Here is a 23,082-nt window from a genome sequence, read left to right as displayed (position 1 = left end):
ATTTGATCCCCGGTGTAATAAATCATGCAGCGAGTATTCGACGATCTTCAGTTGGGCAGCATCGAACTGTTTTGCCTGGCGGCCGAGGCCGGCAGCTTTACGGCGGCCGCATTGGTGGCCGGCGTAACACCGGCCGCCGTGAGTCGTTCGGTGTCGCGCATGGAAGAACGTCTGGGCGTACGGCTGTTTGCGCGTACCACCCGCAGCGTCAAGCTCACCGACAGTGGCCGCCGCTATTACGAGGAATGTCGTCAGGCATTGGCGCAGTTGGTCGAGGCTCAGCGCGAGGTCATGGGCCAGCAACAGCAACCGTCCGGCACACTGCGCATCAGTATTCCAACGACGTATGCGCACCACCGGATCTTGCCGTTGTTGCCGGCGTTTCGGGCACGCTTTCCAGACGTGAAAGTCGAGTCGCACATCAGTAATCGCAACATCGATTTCGTCGGTGAGGGTTATGACATGGCGATCCGCGTGCGGGCGATTCCGGATTCCGGCCTCATCGCCCGTCACCTTGAGGACGCCGCGCTGGTGATGATTGCCAGTCCCAATTACCTGAAGCGCGCGGGTGTCCCGCAAAGCCTCGACGACCTTGCACAGCACGAATGCATTCAGTACGAACTGCCCAGCAGCGGTCGACGCATTGCCTGGCTGTTCAACGACAACGGCGCACCGCGGGAGATTCTGGCCGAGGGCAGCCTGAGTTGTTCTGACGATGTGCTCGGCGGCGTGACCTTGGCCAAAAACGGGGCGGGACTGTTTCAAACCTACCGCTTCATCGTCGAAAACGAACTGGCCGATGGCTCGTTGGTGGAAGTGCTCAAACCTTATGGCGGACGCTCCCGGCCGTTCACCCTGCTCTATCCGCAGAGCCGTCATATGCCGCTGAGGCTGCGGGCATTTATCGATTTTCTGGTCGAGCATCTGCCGCGATAAGCCTCGCGACTGTCCGATCACCGCACACAAAACCTCAATGAAACCTCTCTTCAATTGACCGAACTAACCAGCTAGTACAATTTATCTCCACAGGCTGAACCCCCAGCCCATTCCAAAAATAATATGTGGAGAGACTTTGATGTCCCCTATCGTTCTGGTGCTCAACGGCCCGAGTCTGAACCTGCTCGGCACTCGCGAACCGGCGACTTACGGTCACGAAACTTTGGCAGACATCTCGGCGCTGTGCGGACGTGCCGCCGAAGAGTTCGGCCTGGCGGTGGAGTTTCGCCAGACCAACCATGAAGGCGAATTGCTCGACTGGATTCACGCGGCCCGTGGCCGTTGCGCCGGGATCGTCATCAACCCGGCGGCCTGGACACACACTTCAGTCGCGATCCGCGATGCCTTGATCGCCAGCGAATTGCCGGTAATCGAAGTCCACTTGTCCAACGTTCACGCCCGCGAGCCTTTTCGGCATCACTCCTTCGTTTCAGCCATTGCCACTGCGGTAATGGCCGGTTTCGGCAGCCATGGTTATCGCCTGGCGCTGGATTATTTCAGCCAACGTTTGAAGGGGTAAACGCCGTGACTCAGAACAACGCGGTATTGGCCGGGCTGATCGGCGCCGGCATTCAGGCTTCCCGCACCCCGGCGCTGCACGAGCATGAAGGCGATGCCCAGGGTTTGCGTTATCTCTATCGCTTGATCGACCTCGATCAGTTGAAACTCGACAGCAGCGCCCTGCCCGATCTGTTGATGGCCGCCGAACGCATGAACTTCACCGGCCTGAACATCACCTTCCCGTGCAAGCAGGCGATCATCCCGCTGCTCGACGAATTGTCGGCGGAAGCTCGCGGCATCGGGGCGGTGAACACGGTCGTGCTGAAGGACGGCAAGCGCATCGGCCACAACACCGATTGCCTGGGTTTTGCCGAAGGTTTTCGTCGGGGATTGAAGGACGTTGCCCGCGAGCGTGTGGTCCAGATGGGCGCTGGCGGCGCAGGTGCGGCGGTGGCCCACGCGTTGCTGAGCGAAGGAGTACAGCTGCTGAGTATTTTCGACGTGGAGATCAGCCGCGCGCAGACGCTGGCGGACAATCTCAATCAACACTTCGGCGCGGGCCGGGCCGTCGCGGGGCATGATTTGCCGAGCACGTTGGGCAAGGCGGATGGATTGGTGAACACCACGCCGATGGGCATGAAGAAATTGCCGGGCATGCCGGTGCCGCTGGAGTTGCTTCGGGCTGAATTGTGGGTGGCAGAGATTGTTTATTTTCCGCTGGAAACCGAACTGCTACGCAACGCCCGCGCCCTGGGTTGCCGAACGCTGGATGGCGGCAACATGGCGGTGTTTCAGGCGGTGAAAGCGTTTGAGTTGTTTAGCGGTGTGGTGCCGGATATGCAGCGGATGTTGGAACATTTTCAGCGCATGAATGGCTGAAAAGATGAAAAGCTTCGCGGGCAAGCCTCGCTCCTACAGGAGTGTATTGAACTGTAGGAGCGAGGCTTGCCCGCGAAGGCGTCAAGCCTGCAAATATCGCAAAACCGACTCGCAGATCATCTCCCGATGACGCTGCTTGATGCTCTCGTCCGGCAAGTCGATCTGAAAAATCTCACTGAAGGTATGGCGGTTTGACACGCGATAAAAGCAGAACGAGCTGATCAGCAGATGTACATCCAGCGGCTCAAGCCCAGCGCGGAACACACCTTCTTCGGCACCGCGACGCAAAATCACGCCCAGTGAATCGAGGATGGTGTTGTTCATCGCCTTGATCGCGTCGGAGCGCTTCACGTATTCAGCGTTGTGAATGTTCTCGATGCTGACGATGCGCACGAAATCGACGTTGCGATCGTGGTGATCGAAGGTGAACTCCACCAGCCGCCGAATTGCCTCCACCGGTGCCAGTTCGGCCAGGTGCAGGTGGTTTTCCGTATTGCGGATGTCGCCGTAGAGTTTCTCCAGCACCTCGACGTAGAGCTGTTCCTTACTGCCGAAATAGTAATAGATCATGCGTTTTGAGGTGTGGATGCGCTCGGCGATCGCATCGACGCGAGCACCGGAAAGCCCCTGCTGGACGAACTCGACAATCGCCTCTTGAAGGATGTTTTCGCGGGTCTTTTCCGGGTTGTTCTTGCGACTCTTGCGCGGCACGGCAATGGGTTCGGCGGGCGCTGCGGAGAGTTCTGAAGTTATCGTCATTGCGGGCTCACGGCCATCACTGCACAGGCTGGCGATTATGGGCCGCGCCGCACAGTGAAGGAAGCCGCGCGGCAGCGGTTTGTCGCCGTGTTTACGATTTTCCTACAACTTTGCCTGACGTACGGCACCGCTTCGGGATTTGGCCATGGCCGCCAGGCGCACCGCCACGTTGGCCGCGCCGTAACCGACGTAGCCACTTTTGCGCTGGATGATTTCAAAGAAGAATCGCCCTTCAAACGGCTCGGTGTACACATGGAACAGCTCACCTCCCTGGGCGTCACGGTCATAAAGCACGTTGAAATACGCCAGCTCACTGAGGAATTCGTCGTCGAAGTCGTACCGAGCAGCGAGGTCATCGTAGTAATTGAGCGGGATGTCCAGCAGCGGCACGCCCGCCTCCTTGGCACGACTGACTTCGGCAAAGATGTCATCGCAGTCAAACGCGATGTGATGCACGCCGGAGCCGCGATAACTCGACAGCGCGTGTGAGATCGCGGTGTTGCGGTTCTCGGAAATGTTCAGCGGCAAGCGAATCGAACTGTCACGGCTGCGTAAGGCACGGCTCTTTACCAGGCCATATGGATCGGGCAACACCTCTTCATCGTCGGCTTCAAAATCCAGCAAGCTCTTATAGAACAGCACCCAACTGTCGAGGCTGTCGGCTGGCAGCGCCATCGCCATGTGATCGATGCGTTTGAGGCCGCCACTGGCCGCGGCGGCCGGTTGCAGATTGAAGTCGGTGCCGTAGACGTCGGCTTCCTGATCCACCAGGTAGATCAGACTGCCATCCGGCGCGCGTACTGCAGCGAGTTCCAGCTCGTTGGGGCCAACCAGTCCGCGATACGGCTGACCTTTATAGGCCACGGCCCGAGCCAGCGCACTGGCGCTGTCCTTGACCCGCACGGCGGTGGCGCACAGCGAAGGACCGTGAGCTTCGAAAAAACTGTGGGCAAACGAGTAAGGCTCGGAATTGAGGATCAGGTTGATATCGCCCTGACGCAACAGGCTGACGCTTTTGGAGCGATGTTGCCCGGCCTTGACGAAACCCAGTCGCTCCAGCCAATGGGAGAGCTTGGCGCCCAGGCTTTCGTCCACTGCAAATTCAAGAAACTCGATGCCGTTGTATTCGCTGGCGTTGGGCGTCTCGAACAGAATGTCGAGGTGGGTCGCCGGTGTCGCTTCCTGCGCCAGACGCTGGCGGGTTTTCTCCTCGAGGTACAGCAATGAACGCAAACCATCGGCGGCGTTGGCCCGAGGCGGTGCGGCGCGGAAACCGTCGTTGAAGATTTCCAGCGACAGCGGCCCGGTGTAACCACTCTTGATGATCGGGGCAAGGAAGCCCGGCAAATCGAATTCGCCCTGGCCCGGAAAGCAGCGGAAATGCCGACTCCACTCCAGCACGTCCATCGCCAGAACCGGCGCGTCGGCCATTTGTACGAAGAAGATCTTGTCACCGGGAATCTCGGCGATCGCGCTTGGATCACCCTTGAGCGACAGGGTGTGAAAGCTGTCCAGTAAAACGCCAAGGCTTGGGTGATCGGCCTGACGGACGATGTTCCACACCTGTTGCCAAGTGTTCACATGCCGGCCCCAGGCCAGTGCTTCGTAGCCGATGCGCAAGCCACGCGCACCCGCGTGTTCGGCCAGCAAGCGCAAGTCGTCGACTAAAATCTGTTCATCACCGATGGAGTCGGCGGACGCGTTGCTGCACACCAGCACCAGGTCGGTGCCCAGTTCCTGCATCAGGTCGAACTTGCGCTCGGCCCGTTCCAGATTGCGCGACAACCGGTCGCGACGGCAGCCTTCGAAGTCGCGGAACGGTTGAAACAGCGTGATCGCGATCCCGAGATCGGCGCACATCTGTTTGATTTCCCGCGGGCTGCCGTCGTAGTAGAGAAGGTCGTTTTCGAAAATCTCCACCCCGTCGAAACCGGCGGCGGCAATGGCTTCGAGTTTTTCCGGCAGGGTACCGCTCAAGGACACGGTGGCAATGGAACGCTGCATGTTTCGACTCCCGGGGGGTGGGGACAATCTTGTTATCGACATTGCAGGCTTTCGCTTTTATGTAGCAGCTGGCGAAGCCTGCGTTCGGCTGCGTAGCAGTCGTGAAATCAGGCAATGCGGTCGTACAGGTAAATCGCGTATTCAGGTTTACGACTGCTGCGCAGCCGAACGCAGGCTTCGCCAGCTGCTACAGGGACCGCGTTTTTCTTGGGGGGAATTATTGGCCTGACAAACTCACACAGCAATTCAAAGTGTACTACCCGGTTAGTTTTGCGTGCGATTATCGAACACAATGCCCATTGGTGAATTGACGATTTTTCGTCCACTGCCCAACATCGACGACACATTGAGTCCGGTCACACACATCGGTCTCGGTGACCAAAGACCCAGAACACCACATAAAAATAATCGGTGGCCTACATGACTCCTTCTCAAAGTTCTCCCGTGGAGCGTTCCTCCATGACTCCTGCCTCCGGCGGCATCGGCGACAAGATTCGCGGCGCCATGGCGGTCGGCAAAACCCGTTGGGGCATGTTGGCGCTGGTGTTTTTCGCCACCACGCTTAACTACATCGACCGCGCCGCACTGGGCGTCATGCAGCCCATCCTCGCCAAGGAAATGAGCTGGACGGCGATGGACTACGCCAACATCAATTTCTGGTTCCAGGTCGGCTACGCCATCGGTTTCGTGCTGCAAGGCCGTCTGATCGATCGGGTCGGCGTGAAGCGCGTGTTCTTCTGCGCGGTGTTGCTCTGGAGCCTGGCGACCGGCGCCCACGGCCTGGCCACTTCGGCGGTCGGCTTCATGGTTTGCCGATTTATCCTCGGTCTGACCGAAGCCGCCAACTACCCGGCCTGCGTGAAAACCACGCGGTTGTGGTTCCCGGCCGGCGAACGCGCCGTGGCCACCGGCATCTTCAACGCCGGCACCAACGTCGGCGCGATGTTCACGCCGATGCTGCTGCCGCTGATTCTTCACGTGTGGGGCTGGCAGGCCGCGTTCCTGTGCATGGCGTCACTGGGCGGGATCTGGTTGCTGTTCTGGGGTTTGAAGTACTACAACCCGGAAGATCATCCGAGCGTCAAACAATCGGAACTGGACTACATCCAGAAGGAAGTCGAACCGGAACAGACCCGCGTACCGTTCTCGAAAATCCTGCGCATGCGTGGCACCTGGGCCTTCGCCCTGGCCTACTCCATGACCGCGCCGGTGTTCTGGTTTTACCTGTACTGGCTGCCGCCCTTCCTCAATCAGCAATACAACCTGGGGATCAACGTGACCCAGATGGGTATCCCGCTGATCATCATCTACCTGACTGCCGACTTCGGCAGCGTCGGCGGCGGGATCCTCTCTTCGTTCATGATCGGCCGCGGCATGAACCCGATCAAGGCGCGACTGTTGTCCATGTTCCTGTTCGCCTGCTGCATCGTCGGCGTGATCATGGCAGCGGGTTCCAGCAGTCTGTGGGTAGCGGTGTTCGCCATCTCCCTGGCCATCGGCGCGCACCAGGCCTGGACCGCGAACATCTGGAGCCTGGTGATGGACTACACGCCTAAACACATGATGAGTACGGTGTTCGGCTTCGGCGGCATGTGCGCAGCCATCGGCGGGATGTTCATGACCCAATTGGTCGGCCACATCCTGACCATCACCAACAACAACTACACCGTGCTCTTCACCATGATTCCGGCGATGTACTTCATCGCGCTGATCTGGATGTACTTCATGGCGCCGCGCAAGATTCCTACCGTTACCGAGTAAAATCCCCTCCCTCGGCAGGCCTAATTCCAGGCCTGCCTTTTTGTTTTTCCTACCGACGACTCTGCTGCCACGCCGCCGCCAATCCGCTGCAGCAAATCACCGCGATCCCGATCACCGTGGTCAAGGTCGGTGTGTGGGAAAACAGCAGCCAGCCCAGCAAACCGGCGAAGACAATCTGGCAATAGCCGAACGGCGCCAACAGCGCAGGGGCGGCGTAGCGGAATGCCTGGGTCAGAAACAAGTGCGCCGTCATTCCGCACGCGCCCAGCGCCACCATCATGAAGCCATGCCCAACGCTCGGCACCTGCCAGAAGAACGGCACCAGTGCGCTCATCACCAGGGTGTTGCACAGGCCGGCAAAAAAGTTGCTGGTGGTCGGACTGTCGATGTTGCTGAGCTTGCGAGTGAGCAGCTGATAGAAGCAGAAAAACAGCGCGGAACAGAGCGGCAGCAGCACCGCAGGCGTGAACAGATCGCCACCGGGATGAACGATGATCAACACGCCGATAAATCCGCAAATCACTGCGATCCATTGGCCTCTGGTGACACGCTCACCCAGCAGCGGCACCGACAGCGCCGTCACCAAAACCGGTGCAAGAAAGTTGACCGCCGTGGCCTCGGCCAACGGGATGTACTGTAAGCCGGTGGTAAAAAACAAACTGGTGCCCAGCAGGCACAACGCCCTCACCAGCTGCAGCATCGGCCGTTTGGTCCGTAAGACGCGCAGCCCGGATTGCGGCAGAAAAATCCCGGCCATCAACAAGGTGTGAACCACATAGCGAGCCCAGACCACCATCACGATCGGATAGAACCCCGAGAGGTATTTCGAAAAGGCGTCATGACTGGAAAACAGGAAGGTGGCGACGACGATCAGCAAAATCCCTTTGAAGGGTTGGTTTACGCCGGAAAGCGGGGTGCTTGCTGTCATGGGTATCCCTTGCGAAGTGAAACGTGTCGCTGGCGGCGAATTTCAATAATTTAGAACCTGGTTCCAGATTCCAAAACAAGCATAGGCCGAAAGTGTTCGAATAACGCACGGTTTTATGGTCGACAAAAATCAAATGTGGGAGCGAGCCTGCTCGCGATAGCGGACTTTCAAACAGCTCAGATGTTGAATGTCAGCCCGTCATCGCGAGCAGGCTCGCTCCTACAATGGATCTGTGCTGGATGAGTTAACTGAACAACTCCGATGCCAGACTCGCCGCCGACAATTCCTCGGCATACCTCGACAACAGCGGCGCCAACTCATGCAACCGCGCGCCCGGCATCCGCGCACTCGGCCCGGCGATACTCAGCACACCGATCACCCGCCCCTCGCTCGGGTGCCGCACCACCGCCGCAATCGCCGAAGTGCCCACCGCCGAGCTTTCCTCGACCCAGGCGTAGCCCTGCTCCCGCGCCAGACGCAGGCGTTCCAGCAATTCGATGTTGGAACGCGGTGCATTCGGCCCAAGGTCTTTAGGCCGCTCGCCGCCCTGGCGCTCCACCAGCGACAACGCCTCGGCATCGCTCATGCACGCCAGCCACGCATGGCCCGACGCGGTATAGAACAACGGCGCATCGCGGCCCATTTCCGGGTCATAACGCAGGCCGGAACGGGCCCCCTGGGACTTGGCGATCCAGATCTGCCGCTCGCCTTCAATCACCCCAAGACGCACCAGCTCCCCGGTTTCCTGGGCCAGCCGATCCAGCACAGGCTGAACGATATCGGCGCCGCTGCCGGACAAGTAACGAAACCCCATCGCCACCAGTTTGGTGGATAAGTGATACCGCAGGTTCTCCGGATTCTGCCGCACATAGCCCAGCCGAATCAGCTCCGCGAGCAAACGGTGGGTTGCGCTTTTAGGGATGTCCAGTTGCTCCGCGAGCATCTGCATCGGCAAACCACGAGGGTCACTGGTGAGGCTTTCAAGCACGCTGAAGACACGTTCGATCTGACTGCCGGCCATGGGAGGTTCCACATACAATTTGCCTGATTCTAGAAGATGAACCGTGTAATGCGAAATCTGGAACCCGATGCTCAATTGGCCTACTCGATAAAAACCCCACCCGCTTACGGAATTCGATGGGTGATCCATGTTCCTACAGTCAGCAAGGCTCCCGGCCAGCCGAAAAAGCCGGACAGCCGGACTGGCGCCGCCCCCACACACCAGCAACACTCATCACCACGGATAATCAGAGGATTCCCACATGCTATGGAAAAAAGGCCGACGCAGCGACAACGTGGTCGACGCCCGTGGTGATGGCGGCGGTGGCGGCGGGATGCGCTTTGGTGGTGGCAAAGGCCTGAGCCTGACCGCGATCATCCTGATTGTAGGGATCGGCTGGATCACCGGCCAGGACCCGATGCAAATTCTCGGACAACTGACCGGACAAATGACCGAGCAATCGGCTCCGGCCACCAATGAGAGCCGCAAGGCACCGCCGGCCAATGATGAAGGCGCCGAATTCGTGCGCTCGATCCTCGGCGATACCGAGGACACGTGGGGCCAGATTTTCCAGCAGGCGGGTCGACAATATAAGAACCCGACGCTGGTGCTGTTCAGCAACCAGGTGAACTCGGCGTGCGGCCTGGCGACATCGGCGACCGGGCCGTTCTATTGCCCGGCCGACCAGAAGGTCTACCTGGACACGGCTTTTTTCCAAGAAATGTCGCAACGCTTTTCCGCCGCAGGCGACTTCGCTCAGGCCTACGTCATCGCGCACGAAGTCGGACACCACGTTCAGACGTTGCTCGGCGTCTCAGCGAAAATTCAGGCAGCCCGCCAGCAAGGCCGGCAGATGGAAGGTGACGGCGGATTGTTGGTGCGCCAAGAGTTGCAGGCCGATTGCCTGGCCGGTGTCTGGGCCAACAATGCGCAGCAGCGTCTGAACTGGCTGGAGCCGGGTGACATCGAAGAAGCCTTGAACGCGGCCAACGCCATTGGCGACGACCGTTTGCAACAGAAAGGTCAGGGCCGCGTGGTACCGGACTCGTTTACCCATGGCACATCGGCGCAAAGGGTGCGCTGGTTCAAAACCGGATTTGCGCAAGGCCAGGTGGGCCAGTGCGATACCTTTGCGGCGAAAACTCTGTAAATGAAAATTTGGTTGTTGATTGTGTTGTTCGCGTGCGCAAGCACCCAGGCTGCGGAGCATGGCGTCAAGGAGCTCAGCCCCGGGCGATTGTTGTTGAAAGAAGGCGAGATGGCGGTGAGCCTCGGCTCGGCGCCAGCAAAAATCGAACGAGTGCTGATCATCATCCATGGTCGTCTACGCAACGCTGAAACCTATCGCCAGAGCGCCGAGCACTCGGCGGAGCTGGCCGGGCAAAGTGCAAGCACCCTGGTGATCGCCCCGCAGTTCCTCAACGAAACCGATATCGCGCTGCATCCGGTGGCTGACACGGTGTTGCGCTGGCAGGGCAATGACTGGATGGCAGGAGGCTTATCCACCGCTCCTTTTGCGCTGAGCTCCTACGCAGCGCTCGATCAAATCATCGAGAGAATCAGCGACCGTCGGCAGTTTCCGGATGTGAAGCAAATCATCATCGCCGGGCACTCCGGTGGCGCTCAGGTGGTTCAGCGCTATGCGCTGCTGGCGCGTGAGCAACCGGCCCTGAAGGCCACCGGCGTGAAGCTTCGCTACGTCGTCGCCAACCCTTCATCCTACGCGTACTTCAATGAGCAGCGGCCGGTGGCGTTCAACCATGCGGCGTGTCCCGGTTTCAATCGCTGGAAGTACGGGCTGGCGGATTTACCCGTTTACGCCAGTGGGCAAACGGCACCGCAAATTGAAGGCAGTTACGTCAAACGGGACGTGACTTATCTGCTTGGGCAGCAAGACACCGACCCGAAGCATCCGGCACTGGACAAAGGTTGCGAGGCCGAAGCACAAGGTGCTTATCGTCTGGTTCGCGGACGCAATTATTTCAATTACCTGCTGCGTCGCAACCCCAAAGGGGTCAATCAGCGACTGGTCGAAGTGCCGGGGGTCGGGCATAACGGGGCTGAGATGTTGACGTCGCCGGAGGGGCAGAAGGTGTTGTTTGGTCAGTAAGTTTTGTATCGCCTGATCTGACGCCTTCGCGGGCAAGCCTCGCTCCTACAGTTGGGCGCGTTGCCCTTGTAGGAGCGAGGCTTGCCCGCGAAGGGGCCCTCAAGCCGAAAGCATTTCCCGCAACACCCCACAATCCGCCGCATGCCAATCCGTCAGCTCCGGCCACGGGTTATCCGGCAAATTCACCAACACCGTCCGCGCCCCCGCCGCTCGACCGCAATCCAGATCAAAGCGGTAATCCCCGACCATCACCATCTCGCTCGCCGGCACGTTCCAGGCCTCGGCCAACTTCAGCAAACCACCGGGATGCGGTTTAGGCGGCGCTTCATCACGCCCCAGCACATCCTCCACGGCAAAGCAGTCAGCCAGGCCGATCGCCTCCAGTGTGACGTGCGCCAGCTCCCGGGCATTGCGCGTGAGAATGCCCAGGCGATAACCGCGCCCGGCCAACTCACGCACCAGCTCCACCGCGCCCGGTGCCGCTTTCGAACCCAGCGCCAGGTCCCGTTCGTGCTCCAGCAGCCACGCATGTTTGGCGGCCGCTTCATCGGCCGGCAGCGCGGCGAGGTGGGTCAGGATGTCGTCTTCGGCCGGGATCGCCAACGCCACGCGGATCGCCGCGAAGTCATGCACGGCCACCGTCAGGGTGCCGTCCATGTCGAACACCCAGTGCCGCACCTCGGCCAGGCTCATGCCCAATCCTTGCGGTGGCGAATCAAGCCTTCCTGAGTCACCGAAGCCACCAGTTGCCCGGCACGATTGAACACGCTGCCGCGGGTGAACCCGCGAGAATTGCCGGCCCACGGGCTGTCCATCGCGTACAGCAACCAGTCATCGGCGCGCAGATCCGCATGGAACCACAGCGCGTGATCGAGGCTCGCGACCTGCATGTCTTTCTGCCAGACCGATTTGCCATGGGGCTGCATCGAGGTAGTCAGCAGACCAAAGTCCGAGGCGTAGGCCAGCAGGTATTTGTGCAACGCCGGAGAATCGGCCAAGGCACCGTCGGCACGAAACCAGACGTACTTGACCGGATCGGACGGTTGCGGGTTGTAGGGATCTTTCTCGGTGATCGGTCGGAACTCGATCGGTTTGGGGCACAGAAATTTTTCGCGCATGTGCTCGGGAATCAGGTGCGCACGCTGTTGCGTGAGCTCGAGTTCCGAGGGCAGGTTTTCCGGGCCGACCACGATCGGCATCTCGGCCTGGTGCTCGAAGCCTTCTTCGTCGTACTGGAACGAGGCGCTGCAGGTGAAGATCGGGTTGCCCTTCTGGATCGCCGTCACTCGACGGGTGCTGAAACTGCCGCCATCACGCACCCGGTCAACCTGATACACCACGGGCAACGCGGAATCGCCCGGACGCAGGAAATAGCCGTGCATCGAATGCACATGGCGCGCTTCTTCGACCGTCTGACTGGCCGCCGACAAGGACTGACCGATCACCTGACCGCCGAACAACTGACGAAAACCCAAGTCCTGACTGCGGCCACGGAACAGGTTTTCTTCGATCGGTTCCAGGGTCAGCAGGTCAACCAGATCATCCAACACTTGGCTCATTCAGACTCTCCTCACACAAAGCATGCCGCGCAGTCTTGGCTGCGACGGTCGATTCAGTTTATGGCCAGGGCCCATGGGTGCCATTGTAAACGTCCGTGCCTGCTTATCCATGCAAGGTTTGCAGCCATTGTTCACGGGTGATGCGATACAACACATGGTGACGCAGGGGATGATCGACCGCGAGCTTGGGATGTTCAAAATCATCGGCTGAATCATGGTGCATGCCGATTGCCTGCATGACTTTCTGCGACGGCATGTTGGTTTCGGTGGTGAAGGACACGACTTCTTTCAGCGGCATCCGGTCAAACCCGCAGCGCAGAGCGGTCCACGCCGCTTCACTGGCATAACCCAGCCCCCAATGCTCGCGCGCCAGGCGCCAGCCGATTTCTGTGGCCGGGGTAAACGGTGCATCGAAACCGACCACGCCGAGTCCGGTAAAACCGATGAATGCCCCGGTGTCCTTACGCTCCAGCGCCCAGAGGCCAAAGCCATGCTCGGCAAAATGCCCGCGGACCCGTCCGATCAGCGAAGCACTTTCGAGACGACTCAAGGGTGCCGGAAAATAGCGCATGACCTGTGGATCGGCGCACATCGCCGCAAACTCCGGCAAATCCTCATCGCGCCACTGCCGTAGCAGCAGTCGCGCGCTCTCGAGTTCCAGTATCGGCTCCATCGTGTCCTCCCCTTTCCATGCCGCAAGTCTACAACGCTGGTAGGATCCTTCACTCATTCCTGCCTGAATTCGTTATGCCGCTGCCGCTGATCTACCACGAAGACTACAGCCCCGAGTTCCCGGCGGATCACCGCTTCCCCATGGACAAGTTTCGCCTGCTGCGCGATCACCTGGTGGACAGCGGCCTGACCCGGGACGCTGACCTGCTGCGCCCGGAACTCTGCCCCCTGGAGATTCTTGCCCTCGCGCATGACGCTGCCTATATCGAACGCTACATGAGTGGCGAGTTGTCCCGCGAAGACCAGCGGCGTCTCGGCCTGCCGTGGAGCGAAGCGCTGGCCCAGCGCACGGTGCGGGCGGTCGGCGGGTCGTTACTGGCGGCGGAACAGGCGCTGGAACACGGACTGGCCTGTCATTTGGCCGGTGGCACCCATCACGCGCATTACGACTATCCGGCGGGGTTCTGCATCTTCAATGACCTGGCAGTGATCAGCCATTTCCTGCTGGAAAGCGGCCGTGTGAATCGGGTGCTGATCTTCGATTGCGACGTGCACCAGGGCGACGGGACTGCACGGATTCTGCACAACACCCCGGACGCGATAACCGTTTCCCTGCACTGCGAGAAGAATTTTCCTGCACGCAAGGCCGAAAGTGACTGGGACATCCCGTTGCCCAAAGGCATGGGCGATGCCGATTACCTGAAGGTGGTGGACGACGCGCTGAATTATTTGCTGCCGCTCTACCAACCGGACCTGGTGTTGTATGACGCCGGCGTCGATGTGCATAAGGACGACGCACTCGGTTACCTGAAACTGACAGACGAAGGCGTTGCCGCTCGCGATGAAAGCGTGATGCGTCATTGCCTGGGGCGGGATATCCCGGTGGTCGGGTTGATTGGCGGCGGCTACAGCAAAGACCGTAAGGCCTTGGCGCGCCGCCACGGCATCCTGCATCACAGCGCGCAGCGGGTCTGGCAGTCATCAGGTTGTCATTGAGGTGTGAGTCTTTACCCACAATGCCTGTGGAACTGCCTGTGGATAACCTGAGTGAAAGGCCCTGCTGCCCATACGGCGTATGGCCTACAACTCGGCGGTTGTTTTTTAACCACCTGTTTTGAAACCACGAAAATCAAATGTAGGAGTGAGCCTGCTCGCGATGAGGCCTTCACATCCAACATCGATGTCGACTGACCTGACGCCATCGCGAGCAGGCTCGCTCCTACAGGGATCTGTGCTGATAGAATGCCCGGCTTATTCCGCCATACCGCAGCGCATTCCATGACTCAGCCCTCGATATCCTCCCCTTCTCACGTCGCCATCATCGGCGGCGGCCCCGCCGGTCTGATGGCGGCCGAAGTGTTGAGCCAGGCCGGGCTAAATGTCGACCTGTACGACGGTATGCCATCAGTGGGGCGAAAATTCCTGTTGGCCGGTGTCGGCGGCATGAACATCACCCATTCCGAAGCCTACCCGGCGTTTCTCTCACGCTACGGCGAACGCGCCCCGCAGATTGCACCGCTTCTTCGCTCATTCGGCGCTGATGCGTTGTGCCAATGGATTCATGACCTGGGCATCGAAACCTTTGTCGGCAGCTCCGGCCGGGTGTTTCCGACCGACATGAAAGCCGCGCCTCTGTTGCGGGCCTGGCTCAAACGCCTGCGAGAGGCCAGCGTGGTTATCCACACCCGCCACCGTTGGCTCGGTTGGGATGACAACGGTGGATTGCGCATCGACAGCCCCGAGGGCGAAAAGATCGTCACGCCCGACGCCACCTTGCTGGCCCTCGGCGGCGGCAGTTGGTCACGCCTCGGTTCGGACGGCGCGTGGAGGCTGCCACTGGAACAGCGCGGCGTAGGACTGATGCCGCTGCAACCGAGTAATTGCGGCTTCGAGGTGCAGGCCTGGAGCGAATTGATGGTCAGCAAATTCGCCGGTGCGCCGCTGAAAAATATCGCCATCGGCCTCAATGACGACGTGCCGCGCTTGGGCGAATGTGTGATCACCGCGACCGGGATTGAAGGCAGTCTGATCTACGCCCTCTCGGCGCCGATCCGCGAAGCCATCAACCAGCACGGCTCGGCGACCATTCACCTCGACCTGCTGCCGGGCCGACCTGTGGATAAAATTCAGGCTGCGTTGAGCAAACCGCGTGGGTCGCGCTCCATGTCCAAACACCTGCACAGCCAGCTCGGGATTGATGGCGTGAAAGCCGCGTTGCTGCGCGAACTCACGCCGGCCGAATGCTTCGCTGATCCGGTGTTGCTGGCCAAGGCGATCAAGGCGTTGCCCCTGACGTTGGTGAAAGCCCGTCCGCTGGACGAGGCCATCAGCAGCGCCGGCGGCGTGATGTTCGAGTCGATGGATGAACGACTGATGCTCAAGCAAATGCCTGGCGTGTTCTGCGCGGGAGAAATGCTCGATTGGGAAGCGCCGACTGGCGGCTATCTGCTGACCGCGTGTTTCGCCAGTGGGCGTGCGGCGGGGCTGGGGATGGTGGAGTGGTTGAAACAGAAGGACTGAAGACCGAAGCGCGCCCTTCGCGGGCAGCCTCGCTCCTACGGATTGGTGGTGCTCTTGTAGGAGCGAGGCTTGCCCGCGAAGGCGTCCTGACAGACGCCGAAGCTTTTTAAGGCTTACGTTTACGCGGCCCAGTGTTAAACACTGGCACCTTGCGCACAGGCTTGATCGAAGGCTCCGGCGCCGAAGCATCCCCGCTCTCAACCCACTTGCCCAGGTTGCGTTTACCGCCACCGGACGTCTTCGGCTTCTTCGGTTTTTTCGGCTTCTTCACCACCTGACCGCTGGCATCGGTATCCGGCACCCGATGCTCAGGCTCGAAGTCATGTTCCATCTGCCGAGGCAACGTCTGTCGGGTCAACGTCTCGATGGCCGACAGCAAATTCACTTCATCGGCGCACACCAGCGAAATGGCCTGCCCGGTTGCACCCGCACGGCCGGTACGACCGATCCGGTGGATGTAGTCCTCTGCCACGATCGGCAGGTCGAAGTTGACCACCAATGGCAAATCTTCAATATCCAGACCACGGGCCGCAACATCGGTGGCGACAAGAATCTGCACTTCACTGGCCTTGAATCGGTCCAGGGCCCGCTGGCGAGTCGCCTGCGGTTTGTCGCCGTGGATGCCGTCGGCGTTGACGCCCAGGCCCTGGAGTTTTTCCACCAGCGCGTCCACGCCATTGCGGGTCTTGGCGAACACCAGCACCTGCTTCCACTTGCCCTTGCGCAGCAAATGGATGAACAGCTCCGGCTTGCGCTTCTTGTCCACCACCACAACCCATTGCTTGACGGTGCTGGCGGCGACGTTGCGCGGGCTGACCTCGATGCTCAGTGGATCGTTGAGCATTTGCCCGGCCAGCAAACGGATCGCGTCGGAGAAAGTCGCGGAGAACAACAGCGTCTGACGCTGCTTTGGCAGCACGCGGTAAATGTTCCCCAGCTCCTCGGAAAAACCGAGGTCGAGCATGCGATCAGCTTCGTCAAGAATCAGGGTTTGCAGCTGATTGAACTTGAGGGCCTTCTGGCGATACAGGTCGAGCAAACGACCCGGAGTCGCCACCAGCACGTCGACACCTTTGCGCAGCTTCATCATTTGCGGGTTGATGCTGACGCCGCCGTACACCGCATAAGTGCTCAGCGGCAGGTTCTCGGCGTACTGACGCACGGCTTCGTGAACCTGTTCGGCCAGTTCGCGAGTCGGTACCAGGATCAGTGCGCGCACCGAGTTGGAGGCAACTTTCGGCCCTTCCATGGCCAGCAACTGCAACAGCGGCAGCGCGAAACCGGCGGTCTTGCCGGTTCCGGTCTGGGCGGCGGCCATCAGGTCGCGACCGGCCAGCACCGCCGGAATGGCTTGCGCCTGAACCGGCGTCGGGGTCTGGTAGCCGAGCGTCTCAAGAGAGCGCAGCAAGGGTTCGATCAGGCCAAGGGTGGCGAAAGTCATGGGATTACCGTAGGAAAATTCAGCGCGGGTGTGCAATGGCGCGCAGTTTACCCTAATTCACGCTCGATTCTGTCTGCACCACGGCAGCCGGTCGAACCGGCGCACGTCGCCACTGCGGCAAACCGATCAGCACCACGGCGCTGATGATCACCAGCATCGCCAGCGCTTCTTCGATGCCGATGGTTTCGCCGACGAACACGATCCCCAACAACACCGCCACCGCCGGGTTGACGTAGGCATAACTGGTCGCCGCCGCTGGACGCACGTTTTTCAACAGGTACATGTAGGCGTTGAAGGCGATGATCGAACCGAAGACAGTCAGGTAGGCCAAGGCTGCCCAGCCTTCAATCGGCGGCATGCTTTGCAGATGCTCACCACTCACGGCGCTGCCGATCAACAACGCCACGCCGCCCACCAGCATTTCCACGGCACTGGCCATCGCCCCCTGGGGCAACGGCAAGTGTTTGCTCCAGACTGAACCGAAGGCCCAGGAAGCTGCCGCGAATATCAGCAATGCGGCGCCCAGCGGACTCGATTGCAGGTTGGAACCGAGGTTGAGCATGGCAATGCCGATCAGCCCGAGCATAATCCCGGCCCATTCGAGACGGGTATTACGCGCACCCCAGAAATATCCGCAGAGCAAGGTAAACAGCGGCACTGTCGCCACCGCCAACGCAGCCACACCCGAAGCGACGCCCGTGTGTTCAGCCACACTGACCGCACCGTTACCGCACGTCAGCAGCAAGATCCCGATGATCCCGGCGGCCTTCCACTGCGCCCAGGTCGGGGCCGGTGCTCCGCGCCAGCGCAGGAAGGCGTACATCAACGTCCCGGCGATCACGAAACGGATACCGGCGAGCAGCAACGGCGGCCAGTACTCCACGCCGATGCGGATCACCAAGTAGGTCGAACCCCAAATCACATACAACGCAAAAAAGGCGGCGATCAACGGTAAGGGAAAACGACGTAAGCCAGGCATGGGCAGCTCGATGACAGGACAATGTGAACAGCTATTCTAGAAAGGCCAGCGGCGTAAAATAAGTTACAAAACCTGTTTATAGCGCCGGTACACTTTTCAAAACACGGAGATCGGCGCTATAAACCGTGCTTTCGAAAGTCAGTCATTTTTCAGGAATACGACCATGGATAAATACGACCGCATGCTCCTCAGCGCCCTGCTGGAAAACGGTCGTGCGTCCTACGCCGACCTGGCGCGCAAGGTGAACCTGTCCGCCCCGGCCGTGGCCGAGCGCGTGGCCAAACTCGAGGCTTGCGGGGTAATCACTGGTTACCAGGCGAAAGTAGACATGGCCAAACTCGGGTTGCCAATCCAGTGCGTGATCGAACTGCGCCTGAACCAGCACGGCAACCAGAAGGCCTACGACGACCTGATCAAAATCCCACAACTGACGGAGTGCCACCGGGTGACGGGTGATCCGTGCGTGATCATGCAAGCGGCGGTGGGTTCGATGCCGGAGTTGGAGGAGTTGATCAATCGGATTGCCAAGTTCGGGTTCAGCAAGACCTCGATCGTGCTGTCGAGCGCCATCGAGAAGCGCGTGCCGTTGGGGCAGTTGGAAGGGAATGGTAAGTAGCGATGCGGATGACGCCTTCGCGAGCAAGCCTCGCACCTGCAGGGTTTACGCCGGCCGAATGAACACTGCAAAAACTGTAGGAGCGAGGCTTGCCCGCGAAGAGGCCCGCCAGAACACCACAAATCCTAGAACCCGCGATGGCGCTTGAGATGCTCATTGATCTTCGCCGCCGGTACTTTCTGCAAGCTGACCAGCAGATCATGGGACAACTCGCGCAGCCCGTGTTTCTGCCGCAGCTCTTGCGCCAAATGCGCCGTCAGGTTGGCCGCCATTTCGGCATCGGCCATGGCCCGGTGAGCCTTGCCGGTGTTGGGCAGGCTGGCGAAGGTGGTGAGGGTGCCGAGTTTGTGGTTCGGTGCGGCGGGCATCAGGCGGCGGGCGAGTAGCAGCGAGCAGGCGAAGTTCTGCAAGCGGGTGCGTTTGATGCGGCCGAGTTCAAAGTCCCAGAACTTCTGGTCGAACGCGGCGTTGTGCGCCAGTAACGGCGTGATGCCGACGAATTCGTTGACCTCGTTCATCACCTGCTCGGCCGACGGCGCGGTGCGCAGCATGGCGTTGCTGATGCCGGTGAGTTGTTCGATGAAGGCCGGAACGCGCACGCCGGCGTTCATCAGGCTCTGGTAACGCTCGACGATGCGCCCCTGTTCTAGGATCACCACGGCAATTTCCGTGGCCCGGCAGCTGCTGCTCGGGGAGATCCCGGTGGTTTCAAAGTCGATGACTGCTATGCGTTCCAAACCTGTTTCAACTCCGTAAAAATCAATTCTTGAGCAGCAACGCGCCTTCGATCGGCACGTAGCGGCTGGCCGCGCGGATCAGCGAGTTGGCCGTCAGGCCCGGCACGCCGTAGGCCACGGCTTGCACGCCGTGTTTGGTGATGATGCGCTCCAGCAGCATGTCGAAGTCACCGTCGCCGGAGGCCAGCACCACTTCGTCGACATGATCGGCGGCGTCCATGATATCGAGGGTGATGCCCACGTCCCAGTCGCCCTTGGCCGAGCCGTCGCTGCGCTGGATATAGGGTTTTAGCTTCACGATGAAGCCAAGGTTGCGCAGGATCTGCTGGAATTGCTGCTGCTTGCTGTCGCCGCGATCGATCGCGTAGGCATAGGCCTCGACGATCTCGCCCTGTTTGCTGATGTCAGCCCACAGCGCGGCGTAGTTGAAGTGGCAACCGTAGGCCTGACGCACGGTGTAATAGAGGTTCTGGACATCGGCGAACACTGCGATTTTTTTCACCGTGCATCCTCTTTGGCGCTGACGCGCGTAAGCTGGGTCAGGCACTAGGCCCGAAAAGTGGCCCAGTATGCCAGCCTGAAGGATTGTTCCGCGAATAATCGGCCCTGTGGCGAGGGAGCTTGCTCCCTCACCACAGGAGAATCAGACGAAGGAGTCGTCGTCGCCGCCAAAGAACGATGAACTGTCATCGCTGTAGTCGGCGTCGGTAAAGCCGCCCTGATCGTTGGCGTTGTTGTCCGCCACACGCTGGTCATCCCCCCAGCCGTTGCCGCTGTCGCCCTGATCGTTGACCTGAGCAGGCTCTTCCTTGATGACTTCCACCACTTCCGGCTGCTGATTGTGCTGGAACAGGCTGCTGATGCCCTGCGCCAGCATCACGCCACCGGCCACGCCAGCCGCGGTTTTCAGCGCACCACCGAGGAAGCCGTTGCCAACAGGTTGTTGTTGCGGCGCGTAATTCTGCTGAGGCGGCGCTGCACCAAAGTTTTGCTGTGGCGGCTGCGAGTTGAACGACGGCCGCCCCGACTCACGCCATCCGCCATTGGAGGGCGGTGCGTTTTGTGTCGGTGCAGGCTGCGGATCACGGGAACCGCCACCGAAGATGCTCGACAGGAAACCACCGCTGGCGGGTGCCGGCGCCTGAGTCTTGGCCGATTGCAACTCGGCCTGCAATTGCTGCACTTGCTGAGCGAGTGTCTTGTTCTGTTCGTCGAGGCTTTTGATGGCGGCTTCCTGGACTAGAATCGCCTGGGTCATGAAATAGCCTGCCGCGGGTTGGCGAGTCAGGTGTTCCTTGATCCGCGCCTCAGCCTGGGCGTCGCGCGGGGCTGAGTCCGATTCGGCCTGTTGCAGCCGGGAAAACAGTCCATCGATCAGGGTTTGTTCTTCGCTGTTCATGGCGACCTCGTAGATTGCCGGGAATATCGTCGTCCTCGTCCACTGCGGATGAGGTACACCTCCCTAATGGAGGTTGATGCAGGATGTTTCAATGGTCTTTACCGAACGTTTACGTTTGCGCCCCAAAGGGCTTCATCGGTTAAAGTGGGCCACTGCTTTCAACCTGCGATACCGACTGATGAATTCGTTAGATGTACTGCGTGACTCTCTGTATTTCTTCAAACGCAATCTGGGCCAGATCGTGCGGCTGTGCCTGCCGCTGGTGATTTTCGAAGCGCTGCTGCAACAAGTGGTCGATCGCTCCACCGAGCCGGACAGTTTTCCCGGTATCAGCGTGATGGTCGGCTTGCTGGTGTATCCGCTGTACACCGCCGCGCTGATTCTGTTTCTCGATGCCCGCAGCCGTGGCGAATCGCCGAGCAATCGCGAGCTGCTGTCGAGGTCGGCCTACCTGTGGCCGCGCTTCGCCCTGCTCACCGCCCTCAACACCTTGCTGATCCTGATCGGCCTGTCGCTGTATTTCCTGCCGGGCATCTGGCTGATGGTGACCCTGGCGTTTGGCGAGTACCTGCTGGTGCTGCGCGGCCTGGCCCCGTTGGCGGCGATGAAGGAAAGCCTGCGCCTGACCCGCGGCCATTTCCTGCGCATCCTGGTGTGCATCCTGTGTGTGATGGGCCCATTGTGGGTGCTCAAGGGCGCAACTCTGGCGATTTACCCGGAGCCGCAAAACCCGGTGATTTCGCTGCTGATCGACAGCGCGCACAGCTTTTTGCAACTGTTCACCAGCGTGGTGTTGTTCCGGTTGTTCATGCTGATTGCCGATGCGCCGGAAAAGATTGATCGACCTCTTTAAAGAACAACACGATCCCTTTGTAGCAGCTGGCGAAGCCTGCGTCCGGCTGCGAAGCAGTCGTAAAATCAGTGCTCGCGGTGTATCAGGTAAACCGTGTGCACCGGTTTTACGACTGCTGCGCAGCCGAACGTCCGAACGCGGCCCGAGGCTTCGCCAGCTGCTACAGGGTCATGTGGTATGGCTTATTGATGGGCATGCCGTTTATGCTCGGGCTCATCTTTTGTAACGCCATAAGCCGAGCCATGACCCGTCTACTGCGCTACACCCTGCTGGGCCTGCTGATCGCCGCAGGCCTGATTGCCTTGTTGATCTACAACCTGACCTGGCGCCCCGGAGCCAAGGAAGCATTGCCGGTCAGTTGCAGCACTCAGGCACCCACGCTGGTACCCGGTCAGGCGCTGAAAGTGATGACCTGGAACGTTCAGTACCTCGCAGGCAAACGCTACGTGTTCTGGAATGACCAGGCCGAAGGCGACGACGAAAGCCCCACCCCCGAAGACATGGCCTTCAGCCTCGATGAAGTGGCGCGGGTGATTCGCGACGAGCAACCGGACGTTGTGCTGTTGCAGGAACTGGATGACGGCGCCAAGGCCAGCGATTACCAGAACCAGTTCAAGTTGCTCCAGGAACGGCTCGCCGACCTTTATCCGTGCAACGCTCACGCCTTCGACTGGAAAGCCGATTTCGTACCGCTGCCGCACATCTTCGGCAGCGTTGGCCGGCAACTGGCCACCCTCAGCCGTTTCCAGATCGAACACGCCGAACGCCTGCAATTGCCGGTCGCGTCGGCCAACCTCATCAGCCGTCAGTTCAAACCGAAAAACGCTTTGCTGGTGACGTACCTGCCGTTGAGTGACGGTGGGCAGATCGCCGTGCTCAATACCCATCTGGACCGCGTCATCCAGCCCGACGAGACCCTGCAAGCCCAGGTGACCGCCGTGGCCAAAGTGCTCGACAAGCTTGAAAGCCGTGGCACCCCGTGGTTGATCGGTGGCGACTTCAACCTGTTGCCGCTGGGCCAGTATCGACGCCTGCCCGACGAACAACGCACGCCCTACTCCGTCGACAGCGCATTGCATGTGCTGTGGGACAAATACCCGATGATCCCGACCAACAACGAAGCCAGCGGGGTCGATCGGGCACGGTGGCTGACCCACTACCCGAATGATCCAGGCTTGAACGGCCCGGACCGGACGGTGGATTACATCTTTTACAGCCCGCGGATAAAACGGGTCGAGGCCATGGTGAGGCAGGACGATACCTTGCGGATCTCCGATCATTTGCCGGTGATTGCGCGGTTCCTGCTGCCTGCGGTGCCCTAACGGCAAATCAGCACAAAACCTGTGGGAGCGGGCTTGCCCGCGATAG

The 23,082-nt window shown here is 60.0% G+C and carries 23 protein-coding genes; 11 read left to right on the top strand and 12 right to left on the bottom strand.

Annotation, left to right across the window (positions count from 1 at the left end; all coding sequences use genetic code 11):
• The first annotated feature begins 24 nt into the window (after positions 1-24).
• The 3 genes from ACYZT6_RS00455 to ACYZT6_RS00445 all read left to right on the top strand — a co-directional run bounded on the left by ACYZT6_RS00455 (position 25) and on the right by ACYZT6_RS00445 (position 2,376).
• Complete coding sequence (locus ACYZT6_RS00455) at positions 25-936, top strand: LysR family transcriptional regulator (protein WP_462025291.1); 912 nt, start codon at positions 25-27, stop codon at positions 934-936.
• 139 nt (positions 937-1,075) lie between these two features.
• Positions 1,076-1,516, top strand: coding sequence for a type II 3-dehydroquinate dehydratase (gene aroQ, locus ACYZT6_RS00450; RefSeq protein WP_462025290.1), 441 nt, complete (start codon positions 1,076-1,078; stop codon positions 1,514-1,516).
• Positions 1,517-1,521: 5 nt separating this feature from the next.
• On the top strand, positions 1,522-2,376 hold the full coding sequence (locus ACYZT6_RS00445) for a shikimate dehydrogenase (RefSeq protein WP_462025289.1): 855 nt from the start codon (positions 1,522-1,524) through the stop codon (positions 2,374-2,376).
• A gap of 81 nt (positions 2,377-2,457) precedes the next feature.
• Here ACYZT6_RS00445 and ACYZT6_RS00440 read toward each other — a convergent pair whose 3' ends face one another.
• A complete protein-coding gene (locus tag ACYZT6_RS00440; RefSeq protein ID WP_462025288.1) occupies positions 2,458-3,135 on the bottom strand; it encodes a TetR/AcrR family transcriptional regulator in 678 nt (225 codons plus the stop codon).
• A gap of 102 nt (positions 3,136-3,237) precedes the next feature.
• Positions 3,238-5,139 carry a 3-dehydroshikimate dehydratase QuiC gene (quiC, locus tag ACYZT6_RS00435; RefSeq protein ID WP_462025287.1) on the bottom strand — a complete coding sequence of 634 codons (1,902 nt, stop codon included), beginning with the start codon at positions 5,137-5,139 and terminating at the stop codon, positions 3,238-3,240.
• 459 nt (positions 5,140-5,598) lie between these two features.
• Here quiC and ACYZT6_RS00430 point away from each other — a divergent pair, with 459 nt between their 5' ends.
• On the top strand, positions 5,599-6,900 hold the full coding sequence (locus ACYZT6_RS00430; RefSeq protein ID WP_462025286.1) for an MFS transporter: 1,302 nt from the start codon (positions 5,599-5,601) through the stop codon (positions 6,898-6,900).
• A gap of 49 nt (positions 6,901-6,949) precedes the next feature.
• Here the strand turns inward: ACYZT6_RS00430 and ACYZT6_RS00425 are convergent, their stop codons facing one another.
• Positions 6,950-7,828 carry a DMT family transporter gene (locus tag ACYZT6_RS00425; RefSeq protein ID WP_462025285.1) on the bottom strand — a complete coding sequence of 293 codons (879 nt, stop codon included), beginning with the start codon at positions 7,826-7,828 and terminating at the stop codon, positions 6,950-6,952.
• Positions 7,829-8,072: 244 nt separating this feature from the next.
• On the bottom strand, positions 8,073-8,849 hold the full coding sequence (locus tag ACYZT6_RS00420) for an IclR family transcriptional regulator (protein ID WP_462025284.1): 777 nt from the start codon (positions 8,847-8,849) through the stop codon (positions 8,073-8,075).
• Between the two features lie 241 nt (positions 8,850-9,090).
• Between ACYZT6_RS00420 and ypfJ the strand changes: the two genes are divergently transcribed.
• Together ypfJ and ACYZT6_RS00410 are read left to right on the top strand one after the other, a co-directional pair.
• Positions 9,091-9,978, top strand: a complete 888-nt coding sequence (gene ypfJ, locus ACYZT6_RS00415; RefSeq protein ID WP_462025283.1) for a KPN_02809 family neutral zinc metallopeptidase — start codon at positions 9,091-9,093, stop codon at positions 9,976-9,978.
• Complete coding sequence (locus ACYZT6_RS00410) at positions 9,979-10,938, top strand: alpha/beta fold hydrolase (RefSeq protein WP_462025282.1); 960 nt, start codon at positions 9,979-9,981, stop codon at positions 10,936-10,938. It abuts the gene before it with no gap.
• Between the two features lie 99 nt (positions 10,939-11,037).
• Here ACYZT6_RS00410 and ACYZT6_RS00405 read toward each other — a convergent pair whose 3' ends face one another.
• The 3 genes from ACYZT6_RS00405 to ACYZT6_RS00395 all read right to left on the bottom strand — a co-directional run bounded on the left by ACYZT6_RS00405 (position 11,038) and on the right by ACYZT6_RS00395 (position 13,170).
• Positions 11,038-11,631 (bottom strand): HAD family hydrolase, encoded by a 594-nt coding sequence (locus tag ACYZT6_RS00405; protein ID WP_403102508.1) that lies wholly within the window; start codon positions 11,629-11,631, stop codon positions 11,038-11,040.
• Positions 11,628-12,497, bottom strand: a complete 870-nt coding sequence (tesB, locus tag ACYZT6_RS00400) for an acyl-CoA thioesterase II (RefSeq protein WP_462025281.1) — start codon at positions 12,495-12,497, stop codon at positions 11,628-11,630. The genes ACYZT6_RS00405 and tesB overlap by 4 nt, the downstream gene beginning before the upstream one ends.
• Positions 12,498-12,600: 103 nt before the next feature.
• Positions 12,601-13,170, bottom strand: a complete 570-nt coding sequence (locus tag ACYZT6_RS00395) for a GNAT family N-acetyltransferase (RefSeq protein ID WP_462025280.1) — start codon at positions 13,168-13,170, stop codon at positions 12,601-12,603.
• A 74-nt stretch (positions 13,171-13,244) separates the two neighbouring features.
• Between ACYZT6_RS00395 and ACYZT6_RS00390 the strand changes: the two genes are divergently transcribed.
• Positions 13,245-14,165 carry a histone deacetylase family protein gene (locus tag ACYZT6_RS00390; RefSeq protein WP_462025279.1) on the top strand — a complete coding sequence of 307 codons (921 nt, stop codon included), beginning with the start codon at positions 13,245-13,247 and terminating at the stop codon, positions 14,163-14,165.
• Between the two features lie 282 nt (positions 14,166-14,447).
• Positions 14,448-15,689 carry a TIGR03862 family flavoprotein gene (locus ACYZT6_RS00385; RefSeq protein WP_462025278.1) on the top strand — a complete coding sequence of 414 codons (1,242 nt, stop codon included), beginning with the start codon at positions 14,448-14,450 and terminating at the stop codon, positions 15,687-15,689.
• A 106-nt stretch (positions 15,690-15,795) separates the two neighbouring features.
• Here ACYZT6_RS00385 and ACYZT6_RS00380 read toward each other — a convergent pair whose 3' ends face one another.
• Both ACYZT6_RS00380 and yedA read right to left on the bottom strand, forming a co-directional pair.
• On the bottom strand, positions 15,796-17,130 hold the full coding sequence (locus ACYZT6_RS00380) for a DEAD/DEAH box helicase (RefSeq protein ID WP_461955828.1): 1,335 nt from the start codon (positions 17,128-17,130) through the stop codon (positions 15,796-15,798).
• Between the two features lie 52 nt (positions 17,131-17,182).
• Positions 17,183-18,109 carry a drug/metabolite exporter YedA gene (yedA, locus tag ACYZT6_RS00375; RefSeq protein ID WP_462025277.1) on the bottom strand — a complete coding sequence of 309 codons (927 nt, stop codon included), beginning with the start codon at positions 18,107-18,109 and terminating at the stop codon, positions 17,183-17,185.
• 163 nt (positions 18,110-18,272) lie between these two features.
• On the opposite strand from yedA, the gene ACYZT6_RS00370 reads away from it, so the two are divergent.
• On the top strand, positions 18,273-18,725 hold the full coding sequence (locus tag ACYZT6_RS00370) for an Lrp/AsnC family transcriptional regulator (RefSeq protein ID WP_008149219.1): 453 nt from the start codon (positions 18,273-18,275) through the stop codon (positions 18,723-18,725).
• A 125-nt stretch (positions 18,726-18,850) separates the two neighbouring features.
• Here ACYZT6_RS00370 and ACYZT6_RS00365 read toward each other — a convergent pair whose 3' ends face one another.
• The 3 genes from ACYZT6_RS00365 to ACYZT6_RS00355 form a co-directional block, all read right to left on the bottom strand.
• Entirely contained in the window at positions 18,851-19,462 is a 612-nt protein-coding gene (locus ACYZT6_RS00365) for a 3'-5' exonuclease (RefSeq protein ID WP_017340916.1), read from the bottom strand.
• Between the two features lie 22 nt (positions 19,463-19,484).
• Complete coding sequence (locus tag ACYZT6_RS00360) at positions 19,485-19,964, bottom strand: LabA-like NYN domain-containing protein (RefSeq protein ID WP_010467410.1); 480 nt, start codon at positions 19,962-19,964, stop codon at positions 19,485-19,487.
• Between the two features lie 141 nt (positions 19,965-20,105).
• The gene (locus tag ACYZT6_RS00355) at positions 20,106-20,861 is read right to left on the bottom strand and encodes a DUF2076 domain-containing protein (RefSeq protein WP_462025276.1); all 756 of its coding nucleotides are present in this window, start codon (positions 20,859-20,861) and stop codon (positions 20,106-20,108) included.
• A 178-nt stretch (positions 20,862-21,039) separates the two neighbouring features.
• On the opposite strand from ACYZT6_RS00355, the gene ACYZT6_RS00350 reads away from it, so the two are divergent.
• Positions 21,040-21,714: a YciC family protein gene (locus ACYZT6_RS00350; protein ID WP_462025275.1), complete on the top strand. Its 675-nt coding sequence runs from the start codon at positions 21,040-21,042 to the stop codon at positions 21,712-21,714.
• A gap of 242 nt (positions 21,715-21,956) precedes the next feature.
• Positions 21,957-23,036: an endonuclease/exonuclease/phosphatase family protein gene (locus ACYZT6_RS00345; protein WP_462025274.1), complete on the top strand. Its 1,080-nt coding sequence runs from the start codon at positions 21,957-21,959 to the stop codon at positions 23,034-23,036.
• Positions 23,037-23,082: the final 46 nt, after the last annotated feature.

This window comes from Pseudomonas sp. RT6P73 (assembly GCF_054897715.1).
Note: the sequence above shows the minus strand (reverse complement) of the source record. Positions and strands in the feature narration are given on the sequence as shown.

What these genes read in the sequence shown, in the direction of transcription:
- ACYZT6_RS00455 (WP_462025291.1), top strand. Translation starts at nt 25, where the DNA reads ATGCAGCGAGTATTCGACGATCTTCAGTTGGGCAGCATCGAACTGTTT.
- aroQ (WP_462025290.1), top strand. Translation starts at nt 1,076, where the DNA reads ATGTCCCCTATCGTTCTGGTGCTCAACGGCCCGAGTCTGAACCTGCTC.
- ACYZT6_RS00440 (WP_462025288.1), bottom strand. Translation starts at nt 3,135, where the DNA reads ATGACGATAACTTCAGAACTCTCCGCAGCGCCCGCCGAACCCATTGCC.
- quiC (WP_462025287.1), bottom strand. Translation starts at nt 5,139, where the DNA reads ATGCAGCGTTCCATTGCCACCGTGTCCTTGAGCGGTACCCTGCCGGAA.
- ACYZT6_RS00430 (WP_462025286.1), top strand. Translation starts at nt 5,599, where the DNA reads ATGACTCCTGCCTCCGGCGGCATCGGCGACAAGATTCGCGGCGCCATG.
- ACYZT6_RS00425 (WP_462025285.1), bottom strand. Translation starts at nt 7,828, where the DNA reads ATGACAGCAAGCACCCCGCTTTCCGGCGTAAACCAACCCTTCAAAGGG.
- ACYZT6_RS00420 (WP_462025284.1), bottom strand. Translation starts at nt 8,849, where the DNA reads ATGGCCGGCAGTCAGATCGAACGTGTCTTCAGCGTGCTTGAAAGCCTC.
- ypfJ (WP_462025283.1), top strand. Translation starts at nt 9,091, where the DNA reads ATGCTATGGAAAAAAGGCCGACGCAGCGACAACGTGGTCGACGCCCGT.
- ACYZT6_RS00410 (WP_462025282.1), top strand. Translation starts at nt 9,979, where the DNA reads ATGAAAATTTGGTTGTTGATTGTGTTGTTCGCGTGCGCAAGCACCCAG.
- ACYZT6_RS00405 (WP_403102508.1), bottom strand. Translation starts at nt 11,631, where the DNA reads ATGAGCCTGGCCGAGGTGCGGCACTGGGTGTTCGACATGGACGGCACC.
- tesB (WP_462025281.1), bottom strand. Translation starts at nt 12,497, where the DNA reads ATGAGCCAAGTGTTGGATGATCTGGTTGACCTGCTGACCCTGGAACCG.
- ACYZT6_RS00395 (WP_462025280.1), bottom strand. Translation starts at nt 13,170, where the DNA reads ATGGAGCCGATACTGGAACTCGAGAGCGCGCGACTGCTGCTACGGCAG.
- ACYZT6_RS00390 (WP_462025279.1), top strand. Translation starts at nt 13,245, where the DNA reads ATGCCGCTGCCGCTGATCTACCACGAAGACTACAGCCCCGAGTTCCCG.
- ACYZT6_RS00385 (WP_462025278.1), top strand. Translation starts at nt 14,448, where the DNA reads ATGACTCAGCCCTCGATATCCTCCCCTTCTCACGTCGCCATCATCGGC.
- ACYZT6_RS00380 (WP_461955828.1), bottom strand. Translation starts at nt 17,130, where the DNA reads ATGACTTTCGCCACCCTTGGCCTGATCGAACCCTTGCTGCGCTCTCTT.
- yedA (WP_462025277.1), bottom strand. Translation starts at nt 18,109, where the DNA reads ATGCCTGGCTTACGTCGTTTTCCCTTACCGTTGATCGCCGCCTTTTTT.
- ACYZT6_RS00370 (WP_008149219.1), top strand. Translation starts at nt 18,273, where the DNA reads ATGGATAAATACGACCGCATGCTCCTCAGCGCCCTGCTGGAAAACGGT.
- ACYZT6_RS00355 (WP_462025276.1), bottom strand. Translation starts at nt 20,861, where the DNA reads ATGAACAGCGAAGAACAAACCCTGATCGATGGACTGTTTTCCCGGCTG.
- ACYZT6_RS00350 (WP_462025275.1), top strand. Translation starts at nt 21,040, where the DNA reads ATGAATTCGTTAGATGTACTGCGTGACTCTCTGTATTTCTTCAAACGC.
- ACYZT6_RS00345 (WP_462025274.1), top strand. Translation starts at nt 21,957, where the DNA reads ATGACCCGTCTACTGCGCTACACCCTGCTGGGCCTGCTGATCGCCGCA.